The organism is Shewanella xiamenensis, assembly GCF_024971755.1.
GTDB lineage: Bacteria > Pseudomonadota > Gammaproteobacteria > Enterobacterales > Shewanellaceae > Shewanella > Shewanella xiamenensis.
This window is the reverse complement of record NZ_CP079718.1, coordinates 1,419,692-1,440,848: the sequence shown is the minus strand read 5'-3', so window position 1 is coordinate 1,440,848 and position 21,157 is coordinate 1,419,692. Positions and strand designations below refer to the sequence as shown.

Genomic DNA, 21,157 nt, shown 5'->3' with positions numbered 1-21,157 from the left:
ATAATTTGGAAACAGCTAAGAAATTGAGAGATTTATTTGCTGCGTTGCACTTGTAGTTTGCAACTTTCCCCGTCGATACTTGTCCAGACTAAGAAATCATTATTATTGACCTAAGATGCAGATCCGTTACCTTCTGGCCTTGAGCCTGTTACCTAAATTAGTCCTGGCAGACGAATCTCCCGCAACCTCAGCATCACAATGCCTAATCGAACCGCCAGTACCTCGTATCGTATCTCAACCGGGGTTGAGTGCGGCTGAACAAGCAAAAATTCGAATAGCTTCAGACCGCTCAAAAGCTGAAATGGGTAAGCAAGCGATTTTTACCGGTGATGTGGTCTTCAGCCAAGGCGATAGACACATCGCTGCCGATGAAGCCATCCTCGATCAAGCCACAGAACAATTTGATGCTAATGGCAACTTAGTCTTCCAAGACAGCAATTTTACCGTTACCGCAGATTCGCTACAGGCGCAAATGCGCAGCAATCGTGCCACCCTCAAAGGCGCACAGTATTGGCTGCACGGGCAACAGGTGCATGGTGATGCAGAAAAACTGCAAATCACCATAAACAACAACCTGATTTTAACCAATACGAACTTTACCACCTGTCCGCCTGACAACGTCTCTTGGTTGCTTGAAGCCGAAAAAATTAAGATCAACAGCGAAGAAGAATGGGGCGAGATCTGGAATGCCAAGCTGCGAGTGGCCGATATTCCGGTGTTCTACATCCCTTATATGACGGTTCCGGTTTCGGACAAACGTAAAACAGGCTTCCTCTATCCAAGCTTTAGCACCAGCACCACCAACGGTTTTGAGGTGTCAGCGCCCTACTATTGGAATATTGCACCGGAATACGACCTGACATTTACGCCAAACTATATGACTAACCGCGGGTTATTCACTAAAACTGAGTTTCGTTATCTCGCGGGTGAAGCTCAAAATGGCCGTTTGAATTTTGAATATCTAGGCAGTGATCGAATGATCGGCAGCAGCCCAAATCGTTACCTGTATAACTGGCAACACCAGGGAGCTATCGATAAAAACTGGCGAGTATTGACTAACTTTACTGAAGTTTCGGATAACAACTATTTCAACGACTTAAAGTCAGATGTTAACCGTGCGACCGATAACCAATTATCACGGATTGGCGAAGTGAGTTACTTCGAACGTGATTGGGATATCAGCACTCGGGTGCAGGATATTAAAGTACTGGGCGAAGATGAAAAGCCATACCAAGTCATGCCACAGGTTAACTTTAACTACCGTGCCGCCGACTTTTGGAACAACTTGGACTTTGGTTTTAACTCAGAGCTGACCAATTTTGCCCACCAAGATGACGATGTAAACACGGCAACCCGTTTGCATATGGCACCCAGCCTAACACTGCCAATCCATGGTCCTTCAGGCTCACTGACTAGCCAATTAAAGTTAATGCAAACTAACTATTGGCAGGACAAAAATAACACTAAATTTGATACCTTAGATGACACTGTAAGCCGTACCATTCCTCAGGTGCGTATCAACGGACAAATCAACTTCGAACGTTTTACCGAGCTATTTGAGCAAAATTATCGCCAAACACTCGAACCTCAATTCCAGTATCTGTATGTAGGTTATGAGGATCAACGGGGCATTGGTATTTACGATACCGCCCAATTGCAGGACGACTACTTTGGTCTATTCCGAGATCGCCGCTTCTCTGGCCTTGACCGTATCGCCGATGCCAACCAAGTGACCCTTGGTATTACAACTCGTTTCTTCGATGACCATAACCAAGAAGCGACCAAATTCAGTCTCGGACAAATCTTCTATCTTCAAGACAGTAAGCTAGGCTATGAAGATAATATTTTTGAGCAAAATCAATCAACTTCAGTATTGGCGGCCGAGTTAGATACTCGTTTAAGCCAAGACTGGTATTTAGGCGCGGCCATTCAGTACGATACCAACACCAGTGACAATAAAAAGACCGAAGTCACCTTAGACTTCCGTCCTGAAGCCAACAAACTACTGCAATTAAGCTATCGTTATGTACCCGATCTACTGAACTCCAACACTAACGATTTGGTTAATATCTCCCAAGCAGGTGTTCGCGGAGCTTGGCCTATCAATGACAGCCTCTATTTTGTTGGCAACTGGTACTATGACCTCAACGAGAGTCGTAGCATAGAAACCTATACAGGTTTCCAATATGAATCATGCTGTTATGCAATTCGCCTCAGTTATCACTATCGCATTAAAACCAACTACGATGACAACATCGGCTCAGCCATTATCGATGAGCGCGAGCAATTTGAGCGTGGTGTGTACCTCAACTTAGTCATCAAAGGGCTCGGTGGTTCTGGTCCATTAGGTGTAACGGATATGCTCAATGATGGTCTGTTTAACTACAGAAAACCGCTTTATCTGAGGAATTAGCAAAGAATTGTGGTAGATTGCTGAACCTCAACAAGGACTGAGAGTCCAAACAAGTTAATGAAAGCTGTGCGTTCACCCAATAACTGAATTGAGTGACGCATCTTTTAAGAGTTACCAACAAAAGAACATTTAGGCAACTCACTGTAATTTCGATATAAATGGTAAAGTTAACTTAAATAAGCCGTCGAATCTGACCTTAGAACGTGCCAAGGATTTTGTGGATGAAACCCAGTAAACATCTGATTTTTGCTTTATTTGCACTCGCTATCAGCCAGCCAACCATGGCAGCTCCCCAGCCACTCGACCGTGTTGCCGTTCAAATCAACGACGGTATTGTGCTCGAAAGTGAAATCACCAATATGATTGACACGGTTAAAGCCAATGCTAAGGCCGCGAATCAATCGTTACCCTCCGACAGTGCACTGCGCACCCAGGTTATCGAGCGATTAATTTTGACTCGTCTGCAATTACAAATGGCGGATCGCATTGGTCTACATATTGGTGACCTACAGTTAGACCAAGCAATTGAAAACATTGCGCGCGAACAAAAAATGACCGTGGCGCAAATGCAACAAAAAATTGAGAGCGAAGGCTTAAGCTTCGGCCAATACCGTGAGCAACTGCGTGAAGAAATCACCTTAGGTGAAATCCAACGTATTCAAGTACAACGCCGTATCCAAGTTTCACCACAGGAAATCACTGGCCTAGTGAAACTGATCCAAGAGCAAGGCATGAAGGACGTCGAATACCAAATCGGCCATATCCTTATTGATGTACCCAATAATCCCACTAGTGAACAACTCGAAGCGTCAAGCAAACGCGCCAATGCCGTGCTTGAACGTTTAAAGAGTGGTGAGGATTTCCGCCGCACCGCTATCGCCTCTTCATCTGGCCCTAAAGCACTTGAAGGCGGTATTTGGGATTATATGAACATCAACGAGATGCCAACCCTGTTTGCTGAAGTCATTAATGGCGCCAAAAAAGGCGATATTATCGGCCCAATTAAAAGCGGTGCTGGCTTCCATATCATCAAGATTATGGATGCTCGTGGTTTGCAAACCAAAGAAATTGAAGAAGTGAGAGCGCGTCATATCCTGCTCAAGCCATCGCCAATTCTGTCGGAAGATCGCGCTAAGGCCATGTTAGAACAGTTCCTGAAGCAAATTCGTTCAGGCGAAGCTAAATTCGAAGATTTAGCCCGTCAATACTCTGAAGATCCGGGTTCAGCGACTAAGGGGGGCGAGTTAGGTTGGGCAGAGCCAGGTATTTATGTGCCAGAATTTGCGCAGACACTTAATAGTTTAAGCCCAGATCAGATCAGTGAGCCTTTCCGCACTACCCACGGCTGGCATATCACTCAGTTAGAAGAGCGTAGAAAAACCGATGCCACGGATCAATTTAACACTAACCGTGCGCACCAACTGATTTTCCGTCGCAAATTTAACGAAGAACTGCAAAACTGGCTAGACGAAATGCGTGCCGACGCATACATTGAAGTCTTTCAGCCTGAGTCTAATCGAGGTTAAGGTAAATTGACCACTAAACGTATTGCCGTTACCCCCGGAGAACCTGCGGGTATCGGCCCCGATTTAGTCGTGCAACTGGCTCAGCAGGCTTGGCCTGCTGAGTTAGTCGTTTGTGCGGATCCTGAATTATTAGCCAGCCGGGCTAAACGACTTGGCCTTCATGTTACCTTTCGCCCCTATTTGCCAGATCAGGCCCCAAAACCTCAAGCAGCAGGTACGCTGACAATCGCCCCCTTCAAGCTCGTCACTGAAGCCGTTTGTGGGCAACTTGATGAGCAAAATAGTACCTATGTGGTTGAGACTCTGCGTTACGCGGGTGAAAAGAACATGAGTGGCGAGTTTGATGCCGTTGTCACCGGCCCAGTGCATAAGGGGATCATCAATCAAGCAGGGATTTCCTTTAGTGGTCACACCGAGTTTTTTGCCCATCAGGCTAACTGCCCCGATGTAGTGATGATGTTAGCAACTCAAGGTTTACAAGTGGCACTGGTGACCACTCATATTCCACTGGCTTATGTTGCTAAAGCCATTACACGCCAACGCTTACATCATATTATCAAGATTTTACACGCTGACCTTATCAGCAAGTTTGCCATTGCTTCGCCTAAGATTTATGTCTGTGGCTTAAATCCCCATGCGGGTGAAGATGGACATTTAGGGCGTGAAGAGATCGATGTGATTATTCCCGCTCTCAATGAACTACGTAATGAGTTTCAAATGAACATTGTCGGCCCCCTCCCTGCCGATACCCTGTTCCAACCTAAATATTTACAGGACGCGGATGTCGTCTTGGCCATGTACCATGACCAAGGCTTACCCGTTCTAAAGTCACAAGGATTTGGCAAATCGGTAAACATTACCTTGGGTTTACCTTATATCCGTACCTCGGTTGACCATGGTACGGCGCTCGATCTTGCGGGAACTGGCAAAGCCGATATCGGCAGTTTTGTCTGCGCCTTGAATAAAGCCATTGAGTTATCCTCAAAAAACTAAACGATTAGATATTAATGAGTAGCAAAGTACATTTAGGCCACACGGCCAGAAAGCGTTTCGGACAAAACTTCTTAACTGACAACAATGTGATTAACCGCATTGTGGGTGCGATCGCCCCCGATAACGACCATGTAATGGTAGAGATCGGCCCAGGCCTTGGCGCTTTAACGGAGCCAGTCGCCTCCTCGATAGACAATCTCACCGTAGTGGAGTTAGACCGCGATTTGGTTGAGCGCTTGCAGCATCACCCAGTACTTAAGGATAAGCTCACCATTCATCAGGGCGATGCATTGCAGTTTGATTTTAGTCAGTTGGTTGTCCCAGGTAAAAAACTCAAAGTTTTTGGTAACTTACCTTACAATATTTCAACTCCGTTAATGTTCCATCTGTTCGAGTTTGCCGAACTGATTGAAACCATGCACTTTATGTTGCAGAAGGAAGTAGTACTGCGTTTATCTGCAAGTCCAGGCACGAAAGCCTATGGCAGATTAACGGTTATGGCACAATATTTTTGCCAAGTGGTCCCCGTACTCGAAGTACCACCCCATAGCTTTGCGCCGCCACCGAAAGTGGATTCTGCGGTAGTGCGCCTTTTGCCCTATGCTGAAAAACCCTTCCCCTGTAAAGATGTGAATGTGCTACGCCAGCTATGTACCACAGCATTCAATATGCGCCGCAAAACACTGCGTAATAACCTCAAACAAGTGTTAAGTGATGAAGAGTTCGAACAGTTAGGTATCGATCACAACCTGCGTCCAGAACAAATCTCCGTTGAACAATATGTTGCAATGGCGAATATGGTATGTGATAAGCAGGCTTAAGCAGTTAAGTTTGATGGGCACTTAGGTGCCCAATATCATTGTAGGAACTCACATGAGCGTATTGGATAACTCTATCCGAGTCGAAGTCAAAACCGAGTATATTGAACAACAATCCTCGCCAGAGGATCAGAAATACCTCTTTAGCTACACTATCACCATTATCAACCTCGGTGAGCAGACCGCAAAACTCGAAACCCGTCACTGGATCATTACCGACGCGAACGGCAAAATGACTGAAGTACAAGGTGCAGGAGTTGTCGGCGAAACACCAAGCATTCCACCCAATACCGCCTACCAATATACCAGTGGCACAGTACTCGATACGCCTCTTGGCATTATGTATGGTACTTATGGTATGGTCAGCGAATCTGGCGAACGTTTTAAGGCAACCATTAAGCCCTTCCGTTTAGCGACCCCTGGTTTATTACACTGATTTAATTTAAGAAAGGATACTGTGGCCCATTATTTTGTTGGTGATGTCCAAGGCTGTTTTGCCGAACTCCAAAAATTACTTGCTAAGGTCGACTTTAATCCATCCCGCGATGAACTGTGGGCGGTGGGTGATCTTGTCGCTAGAGGCCCAGATTCATTAGCGACACTGCGCTTTTTTCAATCTCTAGGTGATGCGGGTAAAACGGTTCTCGGGAACCACGATCTGCATTTACTGGCCCTGCATGGCAAACTTAAGCGGGATAAACCCAGTGATAACCTCACACCACTATTAAACGCACCGGATATTTCGAGCCTTATCGACTGGCTTAGGCAGCAACCCTTAATGCGGGAGTTGCCAGAACATAACGTCATCATGACCCATGCTGGCGTACCGCCGCAGTGGTCGTTAGAACAATTAAAGCAAGAATCCCAACTGGTTAGCCAAGCCCTACAGCAAAATGACTATCTCGATGCACTCATTCGCCAAATGTATACCGACACCGAAGAACGTTGGGACCCAAGTGCTATTGGTATAAATCGGCTGCGATTTTGTATTAATGCGTTGACCCGCATGCGTTATTTGTATATCGATGGTCATTTGGATTTTGATTGTAAACAGCCACCAGAAAATTGCAGTAATCCACAGCTTCGCCCGTGGTTTGAATTTACATCGGCATTACGCCAAAGTCACACATTAGTGTTTGGACATTGGGCTGCATTGATGGGAAAAGTGAAAGATCCTAAGTTAAAAGCACTCGATACAGGCTGTTGCTGGGGAGAACACCTCACCCTATGGCATCTTGAAAAAGACCAAAAAATTACCCAAAAAAAGTTAAAAAAGAGTTAAACTAACCTTAACTTTGGTCGATAAACGACAGTGCGTCTAAGCCCTGAATTTAATAATCTTTTCATTCGGAATAATATAATAATAACCGGAGTATCCTATGAAAGTTAATGTAGCCACCCGAGTCATTGGCGGGTTTAGCATAGTCACGCTTTTACTTGTGTTGTTAGGATTTACCTCTTACCTGACGAACATTAGCCTCAAAGATAGTTCGGCGATGATGCAAGAACTCAGCCTGCCAGCCCTAAAATCGACCAATCATTTAACCGAGTCCCTGAGTGAGCAACAGCGTCAAGTATTAATCGCTTACCATGCCCCAAAATCCCGGCTCATTCCCGATATCCGTAAAGTATTTAACGACCATAGCGCCCAGTTTAAAAATGAGATCAGCAATCTTAACCAGCTTGTTCAAAAGCAAAACAACTTGTCATCATTGATTTCTCAATTAAATACAAGCTTTTCTACCTTTGAGCGGGATAGTTTGGCCATGCTTACCGAGCGAGAAGCCGCGTTAAGCAAACAAGAACAGCTTATCAATTTAAAAAAGAAACTCGAAAATGCCGCCGATGATGCCTCATCGGTACTGCTCGATATTATCGATTTAGAAAATAGCCAAAACCCTGATGCCCAGAGTCTTGCAGCTTCAGCCAGTGCAATTGATAGCAGCATGGGGAATATCATCACCACCATTGCTGATTTGGTGACAAACGAAGAAATGAGTAAACACGAACTCATTTCCAAGGAACTTGATTACATTCTTAGCGAAAGCAAAAATAAGCTCGAATACGTTAACCGCCATGCGCGGGGTATTATTGAAGCTGATACCTTAGAATCGATTAACCAAGATATTAAAAAAGTACTGGCACTCCTCGAAGGCTCAGATTCTATGGTGCAACTCAAAGCGAGCCAGCTGAACCACGCACTGGCGGCATCGAATCAACTCAGCATTATTGAGAAAGACGCTAAAATCATCGATCGTAACATGGAAGAAGTGAGCAATAATATCGAAGCGGTTGCGGCACAAATGAGCCAAGAAACCATTGCTCAAATTGATGCAGCAAGTATCCGCACTATGATTGTGGTGCTTATCGCAATTGTTGTCGCCGTTATTATCAGCTTTGCCGTAGTCACGCCCCTAAAACGCTCGCTGAACCAAGTAAACAATGCGCTGAATGTGCTCGCTTCAGGTAATTTAACCCACAAATTAGATGATTCAGGTCACGATGAGTTTGCTGAACTTGCCAAAAACTGTAATCGCTTGGTCGATAGTTTACGCGGCTTAATTGCGGGTATTTTAGATCGTTCAAACCAGCTTGCCGCCGCAGCTGAACAGACCTCTGCAATCACCGCACAAACCACCACGGGTATCCAAGAACAAAAGAATCAAGTCGATCAAGTGGCTACCGCAACGACAGAATTAAGCTCCAGCGCGCAACAAGTGTCGATGAGTGCCGATGATGCCCTCGCACAAATTAAACAAGCTGATCAAGAAGCTAAGCATATGCGTGCTATTGCCGAGGAAAATAAACACACCATTCTGGCCTTAGCGGAAGAAGTGGCTAAAGCAGGCCAAGTGATTAACAAGGTCCAATCGGATAGCGCCTCAATTGGGTCGATTTTGGATGTGATCCGCGGTATTGCCGAACAGACGAATCTATTGGCATTGAACGCGGCCATTGAAGCCGCGCGGGCGGGTGAACAGGGCCGTGGCTTTGCGGTCGTCGCCGACGAAGTAAGAAGCCTAGCATCAAGAACCCAAGTCTCGACCCGTGAAATTCAACAAATGATTGAGGTACTACAACAAGGGGCACAGCAAGCAGTGGCTGCGATGGATATGGGCCGTGCCCAAGCCAATGCCTGCGTAGCAAAAACAGAACAAGCCAACCTTGCCCTAGAGACCATCAGCCAGTCGGTGCATAAAGCCTATGATGCAGGCACTCATATTGCCCACGCCGCGCAGGAACAAAATTTAGTAAGCCAACAAGTGTCTGAAAAACTAGAACATATTGCAGCAATTTCGGAAGAGACCGCGATTGGCGCAGATCAAACCGCCCAATCAAGCCATCAGGTGGCTAAGCTTGCCGAAGAGCTACAAGCTTCTGTCGGTGAATTTAGAGTGTAAGCAAACACTCAGGTATAAATAGGGTCGCTGTCGCGGCCCTTTTCTTTGGCTTGCACTTTCCCTTGAACTAGGTTATCAGGCTATCCCGCAGCCAAATGCTATAAATGCAATTTCGGAACTCAATTCAATATTCGGTAAAAACGGCCTAAACGACACCCATAAAAAATGCCGAACTGAGTTCGGCATTTTTTACGTATTATTCTTTGCCTATGTAAAAGCACGCGAGAAAATGATTAAACAGGCTATTACTCTTCTTCACCGCCAGCGCCTGCACCTAAACGTTCTTTAACCGCTGCAGTGATAGGACTGGCACTATGACCATTTGCCTCAGCCCAAGCTTGGATAGTCATGCCATCCGCTTCTGGTACGCTTAGCTCGTTGGCGGATAACCGCTTAGCAACAAACTCACCCGCATCATTCGCATTCACGGCATAGGCGGTACGTAGTAAGCTTTGGCCGTCACAACTAATTCCGCTGTAAACTTGGCGCAATTTAACACGACTTTCTTTTAATTTTTTACGTAAGCGGTTTTTATCGTTTGCTTTAACGTAATCACAAATACTCGCAACAAGCGGATCTGCTTCAGTCGCTTTAGCCGAGGTTGGCACAGAAACATAGCTAAATCCGATTAGTGCAGCCAAGGCTACAGGCATTAGACGCATCCGATACTCCTTAATACTTTCTTATAATTTTTTTATGGTTTGTATGGTCTGCGTCTATCTCTAACGATAATTAACCTGTCAGGTTCAGATAGCTCTCGATAACACAGTTATCTCAGCCTACTGGCGCCTAACCGGTATAATACCTTCGACATATTGACAATCCATACGCACAGGGTACACAACATAACGACATAATTTAACATTTTTTTGCCAAATTGATAAAGCGATATTCCAGCCCATCAGCATTTATAGCCGCTACGGATTCGGTTTCTTGCCACTCATCATTTTTCCAAGCAGGGAAAAAGGTATCACCTTCAACGTCTAAGTTAATTTGAGTTAGATAGAGCCTATCGGCTTGGGGTAATAGCTGTTGATACAATTGTCCACCGCCAATGACCACCAACTCTTCACAATCGCCAGCCGCCTCTTTGGCAGCTTCAAATGATGTGACACAGGTTACGCCCTCGATCAATAAATCCGCTTGGCGAGAAATCACAATATTATGACGCCCAGGTAAAGGTCGACCGATTGATTCAAAGGTTTTACGGCCCATCACAACTGGCTTACCTAAGGTCATGGCTTTAAAATGGCGTAAATCTTCGGGTAGATGCCATGGCATTTTATTGTCTTTTCCGATGACTCGATTGTTTGCCATCGCGGCTATCATAGCAATGCGCATGGTCACTCCTGTGGAATAGTTTTTATTTAATAACTGGACGGGTTCTAAAGTACAACAAACTCGGCAAGGCTAAACCAACCGATAGTGCCCCTAGAATAAAGACTGTTTTTAACCCATTACTAATCACTTGGCCTGTTAGCTCTTGGCTTACCTGCGATTGTGCCGTGAGTTGCACTAAGGCAATCACAGTATTGAATGCATAAGTACCTGGGATCATGGGGATAATAGCAGCAACTGCATACATCAACGGCGGCGCTAAATGACGCTTTGCAAACCCGATAGTAATAGTGCCCACTAACGCCGCCGCGGCAAAGGTCGCCCACTCAATGGGTAAGCCAAATTGCAGCATAAGTGTGCGAGAGCTATGACCAATTGCGCCAGCTAATGCACAGTAGACTAAAAAGCGTTTAGGTACATTAAATACCATGGCAAAGCCGATGGCAGGGATCGCTGAGAAAAAGGCATCGTGTAGCAAAATAGTCAGTAATTCCATCACAGAAAAATACCACCAAGTTGCATTGCGATTGTAATCCCAATGACCGAAGAAACCGTCAGTAATGTTGCATGTCCCCAACGGGAAATGCCCACGTTCATATGCCCCTTAACCATATCAGAAATCGCATTGATCATTGGGAATCCCGGCACCAGCATTAATACACTGGCCGCCATAGCCGCCTGCGGAGTCTCACTCAAGTTGAATACATAACCCGTCTGCGCCAACATGCTAGTGACAAATGCCGTCACCGCAAAATTCACCAGCAAATTAAAATGCCGCTTTGCAATCGCAAGGCGCACCGACATTCCCACCGCAGAGGCGAAAAAGGTAATAATAGAAGCCGCGACATCACCATTAAAGAGATGACAAAAACTCGCGCAGGATAAGCCTATCATCAATATAACAAGATAAGGAGGATAGGTCTTAGGCTCGATGCGGGCTAAACGTTTGCGCACTTCATTGGGGCCATAGAGGCCTTTTTCTGCAAGTAAACAAATACGTTGTAACTCACACACTATGGTCATGTTAATGCCATGCTCACGGATCCGACGCGTTGTCGTGATACAGCGACCATGAACTAAACTCGTTAACACGAGGGAATTGGAGGAAATAGAAAGCTCGATACTTGCTAAGCCTAAGGCCTGACCTAGGCGCTGGCTGATTTCTTCAACTAAATCAGATTCAGCACCGTAGGCCAGCAAGAGTTGTGCAACCCGCACAACTTGCCGAGTAATATCATTTTGAGTATCTGCGTACACGAAACTCTCAAAACTTAGATATGGATATTATCTTTGGTAGATGACTTCAACATCATAGTCATCATCATCAAAGTCATCGTCGAAGTCATCATCATAATCTTCATTGACGGACTCAATGTTAGCTTGATGATAATTATCCCACTTGAATTCGACTTCATCGTCTGGATTTGCATCTTTATCTTCAGGAGGAAGACTTTGGATGAAATCCCACAGCTTAGTCGATAATTCCTTAGTACCATCGCGGCCATAGGCGGAAATAGTGTAAACCTCACCTTCCCAACCAAGCTCTTTAACAACTCGGTCAACCTTCTCTTTTAGCTCGTCTTCGAGCAGTAGATCTGCCTTATTGAAGACTAACCAACGAGGTTTGCTTGCCAGTTTTGGCGAATACTTTTCAAGCTCACCGACGATTGCACGGGCAGAGTCGACAGGATCTGTGCCATCAATTGGCTCGATATCGATGATATGTAACAGAATACGGCAACGTTCTAAATGCTTTAAGAAGCGAATACCCAGACCCGCACCTTCTGCCGCGCCTTCGATCAAACCAGGAATATCTGCGATGACATAGCTTTGGCCTGGACGTGGGTTAACCACACCGAGGTTAGGCACTAATGTCGTAAAGGGATAATCCGCAACCTTAGGTGTCGCACGAGACACTGCACGAATAAAGGTCGATTTACCCGCATTAGGCATACCAAGCAAGCCAACATCGGCTAACAATAGCAGTTCTAATTTTAAGCTACGCACTTCACCCGGTGTACCTAAGGTTTTCTGGCGTGGCGCACGGTTTGTACTGCTCTTAAAGCGAGTATTGCCTAAACCATGGAAACCACCTTTTGCCACTAATAACTTCTGGCCATGGGTAGTTAAATCACCAAGCACTTCCTCGGTGTCATGATCAATCGCACGAGTACCCACAGGTACTTTTAAAATCAAATCTTTACCGCTATGGCCGGTACAATCACGGCCACGACCGTTTTCACCGCGTTCAGCCATGTGGAAACGTTCAAAACGATATTCAATCAAGGTGTTGAAGTTTTCGTCGGCCTCTAGATACACACTGCCGCCGTCACCACCATCACCACCATCAGGACCACCATCAGGGATATATTTTTCGCGTCTGAAACTCACGCAACCGCTACCGCCGTCGCCTGCTTCGACCCTAATTACTGCCTCATCGACAAACTTCATACTTACTCCTGGCATCACTGAATGAAGGAATTATACCGTTTAACTTCATCGGTCGCCAAAAAACTCGAGATACTTGCTCCCAATCTTACCAGTCAACGCCCTTAATTTGATAAAGATTTATCAAATCGCTCCAGAAACGTAGGTAAGTAGAAGCACAAAAAACAGAAAGCCCCACCAAAGGCGGGGCTTTACAGTATAAGCTAGACTCGAAAATTAAGCTTCGATGCTAATAAACTTACGGTTATTAGGACCTTTAACTTCGAATTTTACTTTACCGTCGGTCAGAGCAAACAGAGTGTGGTCGCGACCAATACCCACGTTTACACCAGCGTGGAATTTAGTACCACGTTGACGAACGATAATGTTACCAGCTAGAACTGATTCACCGCCAAAGCGCTTAACACCTAGACGTTTACTTTCTGAATCACGGCCGTTACGAGTAGAACCGCCAGCTTTTTTATGTGCCATGAGTTAGACTCCTATTATGCGTTGATAGCAGTAATTTTAACTTCGGTGAACCACTGACGGTGGCCCAACTTCTTGTCGTGGTGCTTACGACGACGGAACTTAACAATAGTTACTTTCTCGCCACGACCATGACTTACTACTTCAGCAACGACTTTACCGCCAGCCACTAAAGGAGCACCAACGTGCACTTTTTCACCGTCAGCGATCAGTAAAACTTGATCGAATTCAACAGTTGAACCAGTAGCAACTTCTAATTTTTCTAAACGAACTGTGTGGCCAGGGGCTACACGGTGTTGTTTACCACCACTTTGAAAAACAGCGTACATAGCTATTTTACTCCGATATTCCTAACATGCTGGCCCACATTCTTGGGGGCAGGATGCTACAAAAACTTTATTGACAATGGGCGCGGAGTTTACGCGAAGAATCCTTATCTGGCAAGCCCTAATTAGGAAAGAATAAAAAAAGGCCGGAATAACTCGCACATTAGTAGTGTGAGTACTGTCATATGTCAGAATTTTAGGTAAAATTCATTCTATATAACACGTGAGCCTAAAATACAGGCCGGGTACGTAATGGCCCCACAACCAGAGTCTATTATGGATTTAAACGCTATTCGTCAACTGGCTGACACTGATATGCAAGCAGTCAATCAGCTGATCTATAAACAGCTGGAGTCAGATGTCGCCCTGATCAACCAGCTAGGTTTCTACATTATCAATGGTGGTGGTAAACGTCTTCGTCCTTTACTATCCGTCCTCGCCGCTCGCGCCGTCGAATATCAAGGTGAAGCCCACCTTAAGCTTGCCGCGATTATTGAATTTATTCATACCGCTTCATTACTGCACGATGATGTGGTCGATGAATCGACCCTCAGACGCGGCCGCGAAACCGCCAACGCGCTCTTTGGTAATAGCGCCAGTGTATTAGTGGGTGACTTCCTTTATACCCGCTCATTCCAAATGATGACTGAACTCGACAATATGCGAGTATTACGGGTACTAGCCGATACCACCAACGTATTAGCTGAGGGCGAAGTATTACAGCTAATGAACTGTAATGACCCAGATACTACCGAAGAAAGCTATATGCGGGTGATTTACTGTAAGACTGCAAAGCTATTCGAAGCCGCAACCTTACTTGCCGCTGTATTAGCGGGCGCCACACCTGAACAAGAAACGGCGTTGGGCGATTATGGGAAGTATTTAGGTACAGCCTTCCAATTGACCGACGATTTGCTCGACTACACCGCCGACAGTGAAGAGTTAGGTAAAAACATCGGTGATGACCTCGCCGAAGGCAAGCCGACCTTACCGCTGATCTATGCCATTGCCCATGGCACAGAAGAAGAGCAGCAACTCATTCGTCATGCGATTGAGCAAGGTGATGGCACCCATGCGATTGAGAAGATAGTTGCCGCTCTGCATCATTGCGGCGCGCTCACTTATACTCAGCAAAAGGCCATTGAGGAATCAAATAAGGCTATTTCTGCACTTGCGGCATTACCTGACAGTGATTTTAAAACCGCATTAGTCTCACTGGCGAAAATATCTGTTGACCGCAACCACTAAGCTGTTGTGAACAATCAATAAAAAGGCCTTGCTTAGCAAGGCCTTTTTATTTTTAGCATTCTTTACAACATGGAACTTAAACTTGCCATTGGATCGGCGCTTCGCCCCGAGCCATCAGTAGTTGATTCACTTTTGAAAAATGCCCACAACCAAAAAAACCACGATACGCCGATAAAGGAGATGGATGCGGTCCCGATAGAATTTGGTGTTGTGGCGCGTTAATCACAGCACCTTTTTTGATGGCATGACTCCCCCACAGCACGAAGATAATTGGACGTTGCTGCGCATTAAGCAGCTTTAACGCTTCCGTCGTAAAAATTTCCCAGCCCGCATTGGCATGGGAGTGCGCTTGCCCCTGTTCTACCGTGAGGACAGTATTAAGCATCAAAATCCCCTGTTCAGCCCAGGCCGTTAAATCACCATGGTTGGGAATATGGAATCCAGGAATATCGTTAACCAATTCTTTATACATATTGGCAAGCGAAGGCGGCGGTTTAACCCCTCGTTTCACTGAGAAACATAAACCATGGGCTTGATTGGGGCCATGGTAGGGATCTTGACCAATTAACACTACACGCACTTGCTCGAGCGGCGTTGTTTTGAATGCATTAAACACATCCTCTTTCGGAGGATAAATCACTTTGCCCGCTTCTCGCTGTTGATTCACAAATGCGATCAGCTGTTGATAGTAAGGCTGCGTACGTTGATGGTCGATAAATGCTTGCCAAGTCGCCAAAATCAGTTTCTCTTACTTAAGTTACAATGCCGTTAGCTTAAAAGTGATAAGCAACCATGACAAGCTCACTGTGCGATTAATTCGCCTGAACTGCTGATAGTTCAAGTTAAAATGCCACCAATTAAGTGCTATAGTGTCGGCACTTATCCCCTATTCATTCAGATAAATGATCCGCGACCGCTTACAAGGCTCAAGTCCACAATCCGCAGGCTTTACCTTAATTGAACTCGTTGTAGTGATTATTGTGCTTGGAATTTTAGCCGTTGTGGCTTTGCCCAAGTTTATCAATGTGCAGCAAGATGCGCAGATCGCTACAGTCAAAGCCGCAGGCGCAGGATTTAAATCCGGTTTAAATTTAGCGCGTTCAGTTTGGGCAGTGAAAGTGGGTTCTGGCCCCAAGGAAGATTTGCCCGTATTCGGCACTGCACAATCTGAACAAGTGGACTTTAATGCTAACGGTTGGCCTGCCCAACACTATATTTATGGCAATGAGGCATCACCTTCATTAGATAATGTGGAAGACTGTGTCTCTGTATGGGAAGTGTTATTCCAAAATGCGCAGCCGAGCGTCTCACGACTCAATATTGATGCCACGGAAACAGACTATAAAGCCAGTTATCTCAACCCTAATCAATGCCGATATTTTTATCGGGCTAACGATAAATTATCCATTTATTACGATTCAAGAACGGGAACCGTCACAACAGACTTAGATCCCAATAGTTAAGAGTTAGCGATTCTTTCCCATAGAAATTAGGATAGAATCGCCCACCAATAAATTATTTTGAGTAAGCGCTATGACAGACACGAGCAACACCACTATTTTTGAACTTGCCGATCAATTTATTGCCTTAGCCAATCAGCTAAGCCAGCAAGAAGGTGATGTAGGCAAAGTAGGTACCGCCCTGCGTTTTGCGGCAGCCCGTTTTAATGCTTTTGAAGCGGCGATTAAATCCGCCGATTTAGGTGCAGAAAAAGACAATGCACTCGATTGGTTTAGCGCAGAATACCGTGAAATGCTGAGTGATAATTTAGACGACCATATCGCCAACCCACCCGTTATGCAGGAAGAACCCGCTGAGATAGATGATTCTGTCCAAATTTTTAAGAACTGATCATCTGCTAAGGGTGAAGTGGCACACTATTTTTTGTGCCACCAAAGCCGCAGTGGTCTTCTTATCTTACAGATCACTTTAGGTGAATACATCAGCGCTACACCACAAGACATTTAGGGCTAAATTCAAACAGGATACTGCCGAATTAGTCCCTAATAGAAAGCCTAAGCCAGTATCAATATTAGTTTCTATTTACTGTCTCGTTGAGTGAATGCAACAAAAGCCAGTATGGATTGATATTTAGCGAGCACTAGGGCGTGTGCAACTCAACCTAATGAATATCGATCCCAAACCGCTTTCCACCATACTCAGGCAGTGGGTAGTTTTATCATCTCAAAATGAAAAAGCGATAAGCCCTATGGGTTTATCGCTTTTTAATGTCTTGCCTTGACCGCTGCGACGCTAATCCGGCAATGGATTATTTAACGATTTCCATCTCAGCTAAGAGATTGTCGGCACCATCCAAATATTTCATGACCCACAACATATAACGGCTATCGACATGAATAGAGCGGTTAATTTCATTATCAAATGCCCAACCACCGATAATGCTTTCATATACACCATCGAACAGCAGACCCACTAATTCGGCACGGCCGTTTAAGGTAGGCGAACCTGAGTTACCACCGGTGGTATCTAAGGTCGACAGGAAGTTTACAGGCACAGAATCGATGGATTTCATATAGAAATCACCGTATTGCTTCTGTTTAATAAGCTCTAACTGCTTTTTCGGTGCATCGAATGGATCAATACCCGTGTCCTTTTGCACTATGCCTTCGAGGCGAGTGAATGGCACAGCCACTAAACCATCTTTTGGCGAATAACCTTTTACATGGCCAACCGTAACACGCAGGCTAGAGTTCGCATCGGCGTAAACGGGCTTACCCTGCTCAAGGTTATAGGCAATAATGGCATCCATATATTGCGGACGCACTTTCATCAGCTCGCCATCTAATTCTTTTTCTTTCTTCTCTTCGCTCATATTGGTGTCATACATGGCCACCGCAAATTGAATAAAAGGATCCTTAGAGGCTTTAAAATCGTCGACGGATTTTTCCATCCAAGCTAAACGCACATCTTTATTACCGAGTTCGGTTTTGGCGTACATTTTATCTAAGGTTTTAGCAAGCTTAGCTTCGTTAACCTTGTTATCGATACCAAAGGCTTTATCCATCGCAGGTAAACGCTGCGCTTCAGGTAACGCGGCATAACGCTTTAGCATATCTAAGAGTACGGCCTTATCGACACTCGCGGCATAACGACGATCAATACGTTCCATGCTTGCCTTAAAGCGAGTCATATCACGGTCTTGGAAGCCTGGTTCACGCTGCATATCAGGCAGTTGCTTTTCATGGGCTAAACGGTACAGATTCGTCGCCGTTGGTAACATAGTGGTGCTACTGATGTAGCTTAAAATCATATCCCGTTGTTGGTGCGCTTTGCTCTTAGCAATCAAGGCATCTAATTCGGCTAAGGTTTTACCGTATTTAGCCTCACGGCTGCGGTCTTTAGCGATCCACTCAGCCAGTTTAGCTTCAAGGGCTTTACGGTCGGCCAACATAGTCGATTTGCCGTAGAACTCGATCATCGAAGTGAAGTTTTTAGCATAGTTTGCTAAGCCCGCGATTTGGCTCTCATACTTAATCCGCTCGTCACTGCCCTCTGGCGCAGTTGCTTTAATGATTTCAATAAAGCGCTCACGCAGCATTTTGCCTTCGGGATAAGCCCACTCAAACTCATTTTGAACTTCAGTCGCGGTGCGATAACGATTTGTGCGGCCGGGGTAACCCGCTACCATCACAAAGTCACCTTCACTCACGCCTTTAGCAGAGACTTTTAAGAAGCTCTTTGGCTCGTAGGGCACGTTGTCAGCGCTAAATTCTGCGGGTTTACCATTTTTAGACACATAGGCGCGGTAGAAAGAATAGTCGCCCGTATGACGTGGCCACATCCAGTTATCGATATCGCCACCGTATTTACCAACGCTGCCCGCAGGATTGTAGACTAAACGCACGTCGCGGATTTCTAGCTGTTTAACCAGATAGTATTCCAAGCCACCGTGGAAGCTATACACCTGGCAACGATAGCCTTCGTCTTTTTCACACTCGGCAACGAGAGCTTTCTCTTGGTTTTCAATCCCTTGATAAAACTCACGGCCCGTTTTGTTTTCTAGCCCAGCTTTAACGCGCTCAGTAACATTAGTCACATCTTCAGTCACATATACCCGTGACCCTGGGGCTGCGGGTAATTCATCAGCAAAGGTTTTAGCTAAAAAACCGTCCTGTAACAGGTTTTTCTCAGCAGTAGAATTGTATTGAATCGAACCATAGGCGCAGTGATGGTTAGTCACCACTAAGCCTTTGGGTGATACAAAAGATGCCGTACAGCCACCAAGGCTTATCACGGCATTCATCGGGAATTCGGTAAGTTTAGAGATTGATTTAGCATCAATTTCTAAGCCTTTCGCTTTGAGCTCATCGGCCATTGCGGGCAATTGATGGGGCTGCCACATACCTTCGTCAGCATGGGAAGCAAAACTCGCCGCCACAGCAACTGAGAGTAACCATTTTTTCATTGTCTTAAGTCCGTTTTGATAAAGAAAGCCGAGCGCTTGCGAGGCTATTTCTACGTATGATGTGAATCACTTACCCGACAGCCAGAAAGTAAAAAGTCAGGCACAGAGCCTGACTTTAGCATATCGTACGCACTTTATAACAGACTCAGAAAAATTCGCTTACAAAGCAAATACATTAACTAAGCACTACAAGTTTAAATGTGCTCAATTGCCGCAGTTTAAAGTGCGACAAATAGCTGAGCACCAATAATGATGGCTCCCAACAGACCTGCAAGTCCAAGGGTAAATGTTCCGCCTGACACTTGGTATCCTTGGGGCACGGCTTGACGTTGACGTAGCGCCATCACAATCGGCAGAAAAATAATCATCACCACCAGCGGCACCGCAGCAAAGCCTAATACGGCAACAAAGCCTTCGGGCACATAGAGCGCGCATAACAATGGCGGCACAAAGGTTAATAACCAGGTTTGCGTCCGCCCCAAAAAGGTCTTCTTAGCGCGGGTGAGTTCTGCCACAAAATCATACAAACTTAAGGTCACCCCGAGGAAAGAGGTAATTAAAGCTAAATCCGCGAATAGCGAAATACATTTACTGATCCAAGGCGTATGGGCAATCTCTTGTAACGCACTGATAAGCGCTGGCAAAGAACCATTAAAGCCACTGATTTCATTGCCCCCCACAGTGCCTAAGGTCACTAACAACCAAAAGATATAACAGGCAAGCGGAATCGTTGAACCTATTAACAATACCTTACGCAGCGAGGCGGCATCACCATCTAAATAACGCACTAAGGTTGCAATACACACGTGAAAACCAAAGGAGGTAAATACCACAGGGATCGCCGCCATCCAACTGCTGGTCAAGGATTGCGCTATCGCATTGGTTGCCATACTGGAAATACTGACTTCAGGTAATAAAAACAGCACGACAACAATCAGCAATAAAATCATCAATGAGAACAAAAAGCGCGACACTTTATCGACCCAAGCCACGCCTAATGCCGCAAACCCGCCCAGTACTAAGGTGAATAACACCACCGCAAGTTGTTTATCTAACACGATATCAAACATATTTTGCGCTTTGAGCACTAATAGCGATGAGCCTCCTGTTAGATACGCCGCCGTTAAGGCAAAGAGTAAGCTAAGGAACGATGCGCCTTGCACCATTTGGCCTTTCTTACCGAGTAATTTGCCAGTAATCGCATGGACATTATCGCCCACACCAGAACGAAGGTTAATCTCAAGCATTAACAATGAGGTATAGGCTGACAGCCCCCAAATAACCACCATCAATAAAATAGCGGGGATCATACCTAACGCAGCCGTGGCTAAGGGTAAGGCTAACATTCCCGCGCCAATGGCGGTTCCCGCGACGATGGCTATCGAGCCTAACATTTTTGAATTCACACAATTATCCTGTTCAAGTATTAATTATTTTTTTAAGGTTTTTGAGTAGATTTGAAGGATAAAGCCTTGCGCACTCTGTGATTAAGCCAACAGCAATCTCAAACGAAAAGCGTCACTAAACTTAAAGCATCCAATCCGATCTCAATAGAGCAGATCAATTGGCCCCAATAGCTTTTGAATATTTCAACCCAGTAGCCATTGAGGCTAACTAAATCGTTTGCAGAAAAGTGACATTAATTTCAACCGTGATTGCCTTAGCAAAACAGCGACAACGCGCGTAATAGAAGATAGCTAGGGACATTAACAGAGCCAATCCCAGTGGGCAAGCCAGTTGTGAACAAAGATA

At 45.4% G+C, this 21,157-nt stretch carries 20 protein-coding genes; 10 read left to right on the top strand and 10 right to left on the bottom strand.

The features are described 5' to 3' along the window. The first annotated feature begins 115 nt into the window (after positions 1-115). From lptD to KXJ80_RS07435, 7 genes are all read left to right on the top strand, one after another. Positions 116-2,413: an LPS assembly protein LptD gene (lptD, locus tag KXJ80_RS07465; protein ID WP_218738070.1), complete on the top strand. Its 2,298-nt coding sequence runs from the start codon at positions 116-118 to the stop codon at positions 2,411-2,413. A 221-nt stretch (positions 2,414-2,634) separates the two neighbouring features. Beyond that, on the top strand, positions 2,635-3,939 hold the full coding sequence (surA, locus tag KXJ80_RS07460; RefSeq protein WP_037421411.1) for a peptidylprolyl isomerase SurA: 1,305 nt from the start codon (positions 2,635-2,637) through the stop codon (positions 3,937-3,939). 6 nt (positions 3,940-3,945) lie between these two features. Further along, positions 3,946-4,932 (top strand): 4-hydroxythreonine-4-phosphate dehydrogenase PdxA, encoded by a 987-nt coding sequence (gene pdxA, locus KXJ80_RS07455; protein WP_099457590.1) that lies wholly within the window; start codon positions 3,946-3,948, stop codon positions 4,930-4,932. A 14-nt stretch (positions 4,933-4,946) separates the two neighbouring features. Continuing rightward, positions 4,947-5,753 carry a 16S rRNA (adenine(1518)-N(6)/adenine(1519)-N(6))-dimethyltransferase RsmA gene (gene rsmA / locus KXJ80_RS07450; RefSeq protein WP_037421417.1) on the top strand — a complete coding sequence of 269 codons (807 nt, stop codon included), beginning with the start codon at positions 4,947-4,949 and terminating at the stop codon, positions 5,751-5,753. 52 nt (positions 5,754-5,805) lie between these two features. Beyond that, positions 5,806-6,186, top strand: coding sequence for a Co2+/Mg2+ efflux facilitator ApaG/CorD (gene apaG, locus KXJ80_RS07445; RefSeq protein ID WP_037421420.1), 381 nt, complete (start codon positions 5,806-5,808; stop codon positions 6,184-6,186). Positions 6,187-6,207: 21 nt separating this feature from the next. After that, complete coding sequence (locus tag KXJ80_RS07440) at positions 6,208-7,032, top strand: symmetrical bis(5'-nucleosyl)-tetraphosphatase (protein WP_055648547.1); 825 nt, start codon at positions 6,208-6,210, stop codon at positions 7,030-7,032. A gap of 97 nt (positions 7,033-7,129) precedes the next feature. Next, entirely contained in the window at positions 7,130-9,151 is a 2,022-nt protein-coding gene (locus KXJ80_RS07435; protein ID WP_218738069.1) for a methyl-accepting chemotaxis protein, read from the top strand. 245 nt (positions 9,152-9,396) lie between these two features. Here the strand turns inward: KXJ80_RS07435 and KXJ80_RS07430 are convergent, their stop codons facing one another. From KXJ80_RS07430 to rplU, 7 genes are all read right to left on the bottom strand, one after another. Further along, the gene (locus tag KXJ80_RS07430; RefSeq protein WP_037421428.1) at positions 9,397-9,813 is read right to left on the bottom strand and encodes a DUF3718 domain-containing protein; all 417 of its coding nucleotides are present in this window, start codon (positions 9,811-9,813) and stop codon (positions 9,397-9,399) included. Between the two features lie 196 nt (positions 9,814-10,009). Next, positions 10,010-10,492, bottom strand: a complete 483-nt coding sequence (folA, locus tag KXJ80_RS07425; protein ID WP_037421431.1) for a type 3 dihydrofolate reductase — start codon at positions 10,490-10,492, stop codon at positions 10,010-10,012. Between the two features lie 22 nt (positions 10,493-10,514). Beyond that, entirely contained in the window at positions 10,515-10,988 is a 474-nt protein-coding gene (locus tag KXJ80_RS07420) for a threonine/serine exporter family protein (RefSeq protein WP_037421434.1), read from the bottom strand. Beyond that, positions 10,985-11,746 carry a threonine/serine exporter family protein gene (locus KXJ80_RS07415; protein ID WP_037421437.1) on the bottom strand — a complete coding sequence of 254 codons (762 nt, stop codon included), beginning with the start codon at positions 11,744-11,746 and terminating at the stop codon, positions 10,985-10,987. The genes KXJ80_RS07420 and KXJ80_RS07415 overlap by 4 nt, the downstream gene beginning before the upstream one ends. Before the next feature lie 27 nt (positions 11,747-11,773). Continuing rightward, the gene (gene cgtA, locus KXJ80_RS07410; RefSeq protein ID WP_047535494.1) at positions 11,774-12,940 is read right to left on the bottom strand and encodes an Obg family GTPase CgtA; all 1,167 of its coding nucleotides are present in this window, start codon (positions 12,938-12,940) and stop codon (positions 11,774-11,776) included. Positions 12,941-13,153: 213 nt separating this feature from the next. After that, positions 13,154-13,408, bottom strand: a complete 255-nt coding sequence (rpmA, locus tag KXJ80_RS07405; protein ID WP_007650346.1) for a 50S ribosomal protein L27 — start codon at positions 13,406-13,408, stop codon at positions 13,154-13,156. Between the two features lie 14 nt (positions 13,409-13,422). Then, positions 13,423-13,734: a 50S ribosomal protein L21 gene (gene rplU / locus KXJ80_RS07400; protein ID WP_011073451.1), complete on the bottom strand. Its 312-nt coding sequence runs from the start codon at positions 13,732-13,734 to the stop codon at positions 13,423-13,425. A 273-nt stretch (positions 13,735-14,007) separates the two neighbouring features. Between rplU and ispB the strand changes: the two genes are divergently transcribed. Further along, positions 14,008-14,979: an octaprenyl diphosphate synthase gene (gene ispB / locus KXJ80_RS07395; RefSeq protein WP_218738606.1), complete on the top strand. Its 972-nt coding sequence runs from the start codon at positions 14,008-14,010 to the stop codon at positions 14,977-14,979. 76 nt (positions 14,980-15,055) lie between these two features. On the opposite strand, the gene ung is transcribed toward ispB, so the two are convergent. Then, on the bottom strand, positions 15,056-15,721 hold the full coding sequence (gene ung, locus KXJ80_RS07390; RefSeq protein ID WP_086023977.1) for a uracil-DNA glycosylase: 666 nt from the start codon (positions 15,719-15,721) through the stop codon (positions 15,056-15,058). Positions 15,722-15,881: 160 nt separating this feature from the next. On the opposite strand from ung, the gene KXJ80_RS07385 reads away from it, so the two are divergent. Both KXJ80_RS07385 and KXJ80_RS07380 read left to right on the top strand, forming a co-directional pair. After that, positions 15,882-16,442 (top strand): pilus assembly FimT family protein, encoded by a 561-nt coding sequence (locus KXJ80_RS07385; RefSeq protein WP_037421445.1) that lies wholly within the window; start codon positions 15,882-15,884, stop codon positions 16,440-16,442. A 70-nt stretch (positions 16,443-16,512) separates the two neighbouring features. Continuing rightward, entirely contained in the window at positions 16,513-16,830 is a 318-nt protein-coding gene (locus KXJ80_RS07380) for a DUF3144 domain-containing protein (protein WP_037421448.1), read from the top strand. 418 nt (positions 16,831-17,248) lie between these two features. Here KXJ80_RS07380 and KXJ80_RS07375 read toward each other — a convergent pair whose 3' ends face one another. Both KXJ80_RS07375 and KXJ80_RS07370 read right to left on the bottom strand, forming a co-directional pair. Next, complete coding sequence (locus KXJ80_RS07375; RefSeq protein ID WP_218738068.1) at positions 17,249-19,405, bottom strand: S46 family peptidase; 2,157 nt, start codon at positions 19,403-19,405, stop codon at positions 17,249-17,251. 218 nt (positions 19,406-19,623) lie between these two features. After that, positions 19,624-20,799, bottom strand: coding sequence for an aromatic amino acid transport family protein (locus KXJ80_RS07370; RefSeq protein WP_218738605.1), 1,176 nt, complete (start codon positions 20,797-20,799; stop codon positions 19,624-19,626). Between the last annotated feature and the right edge of the window lie 358 nt (positions 20,800-21,157).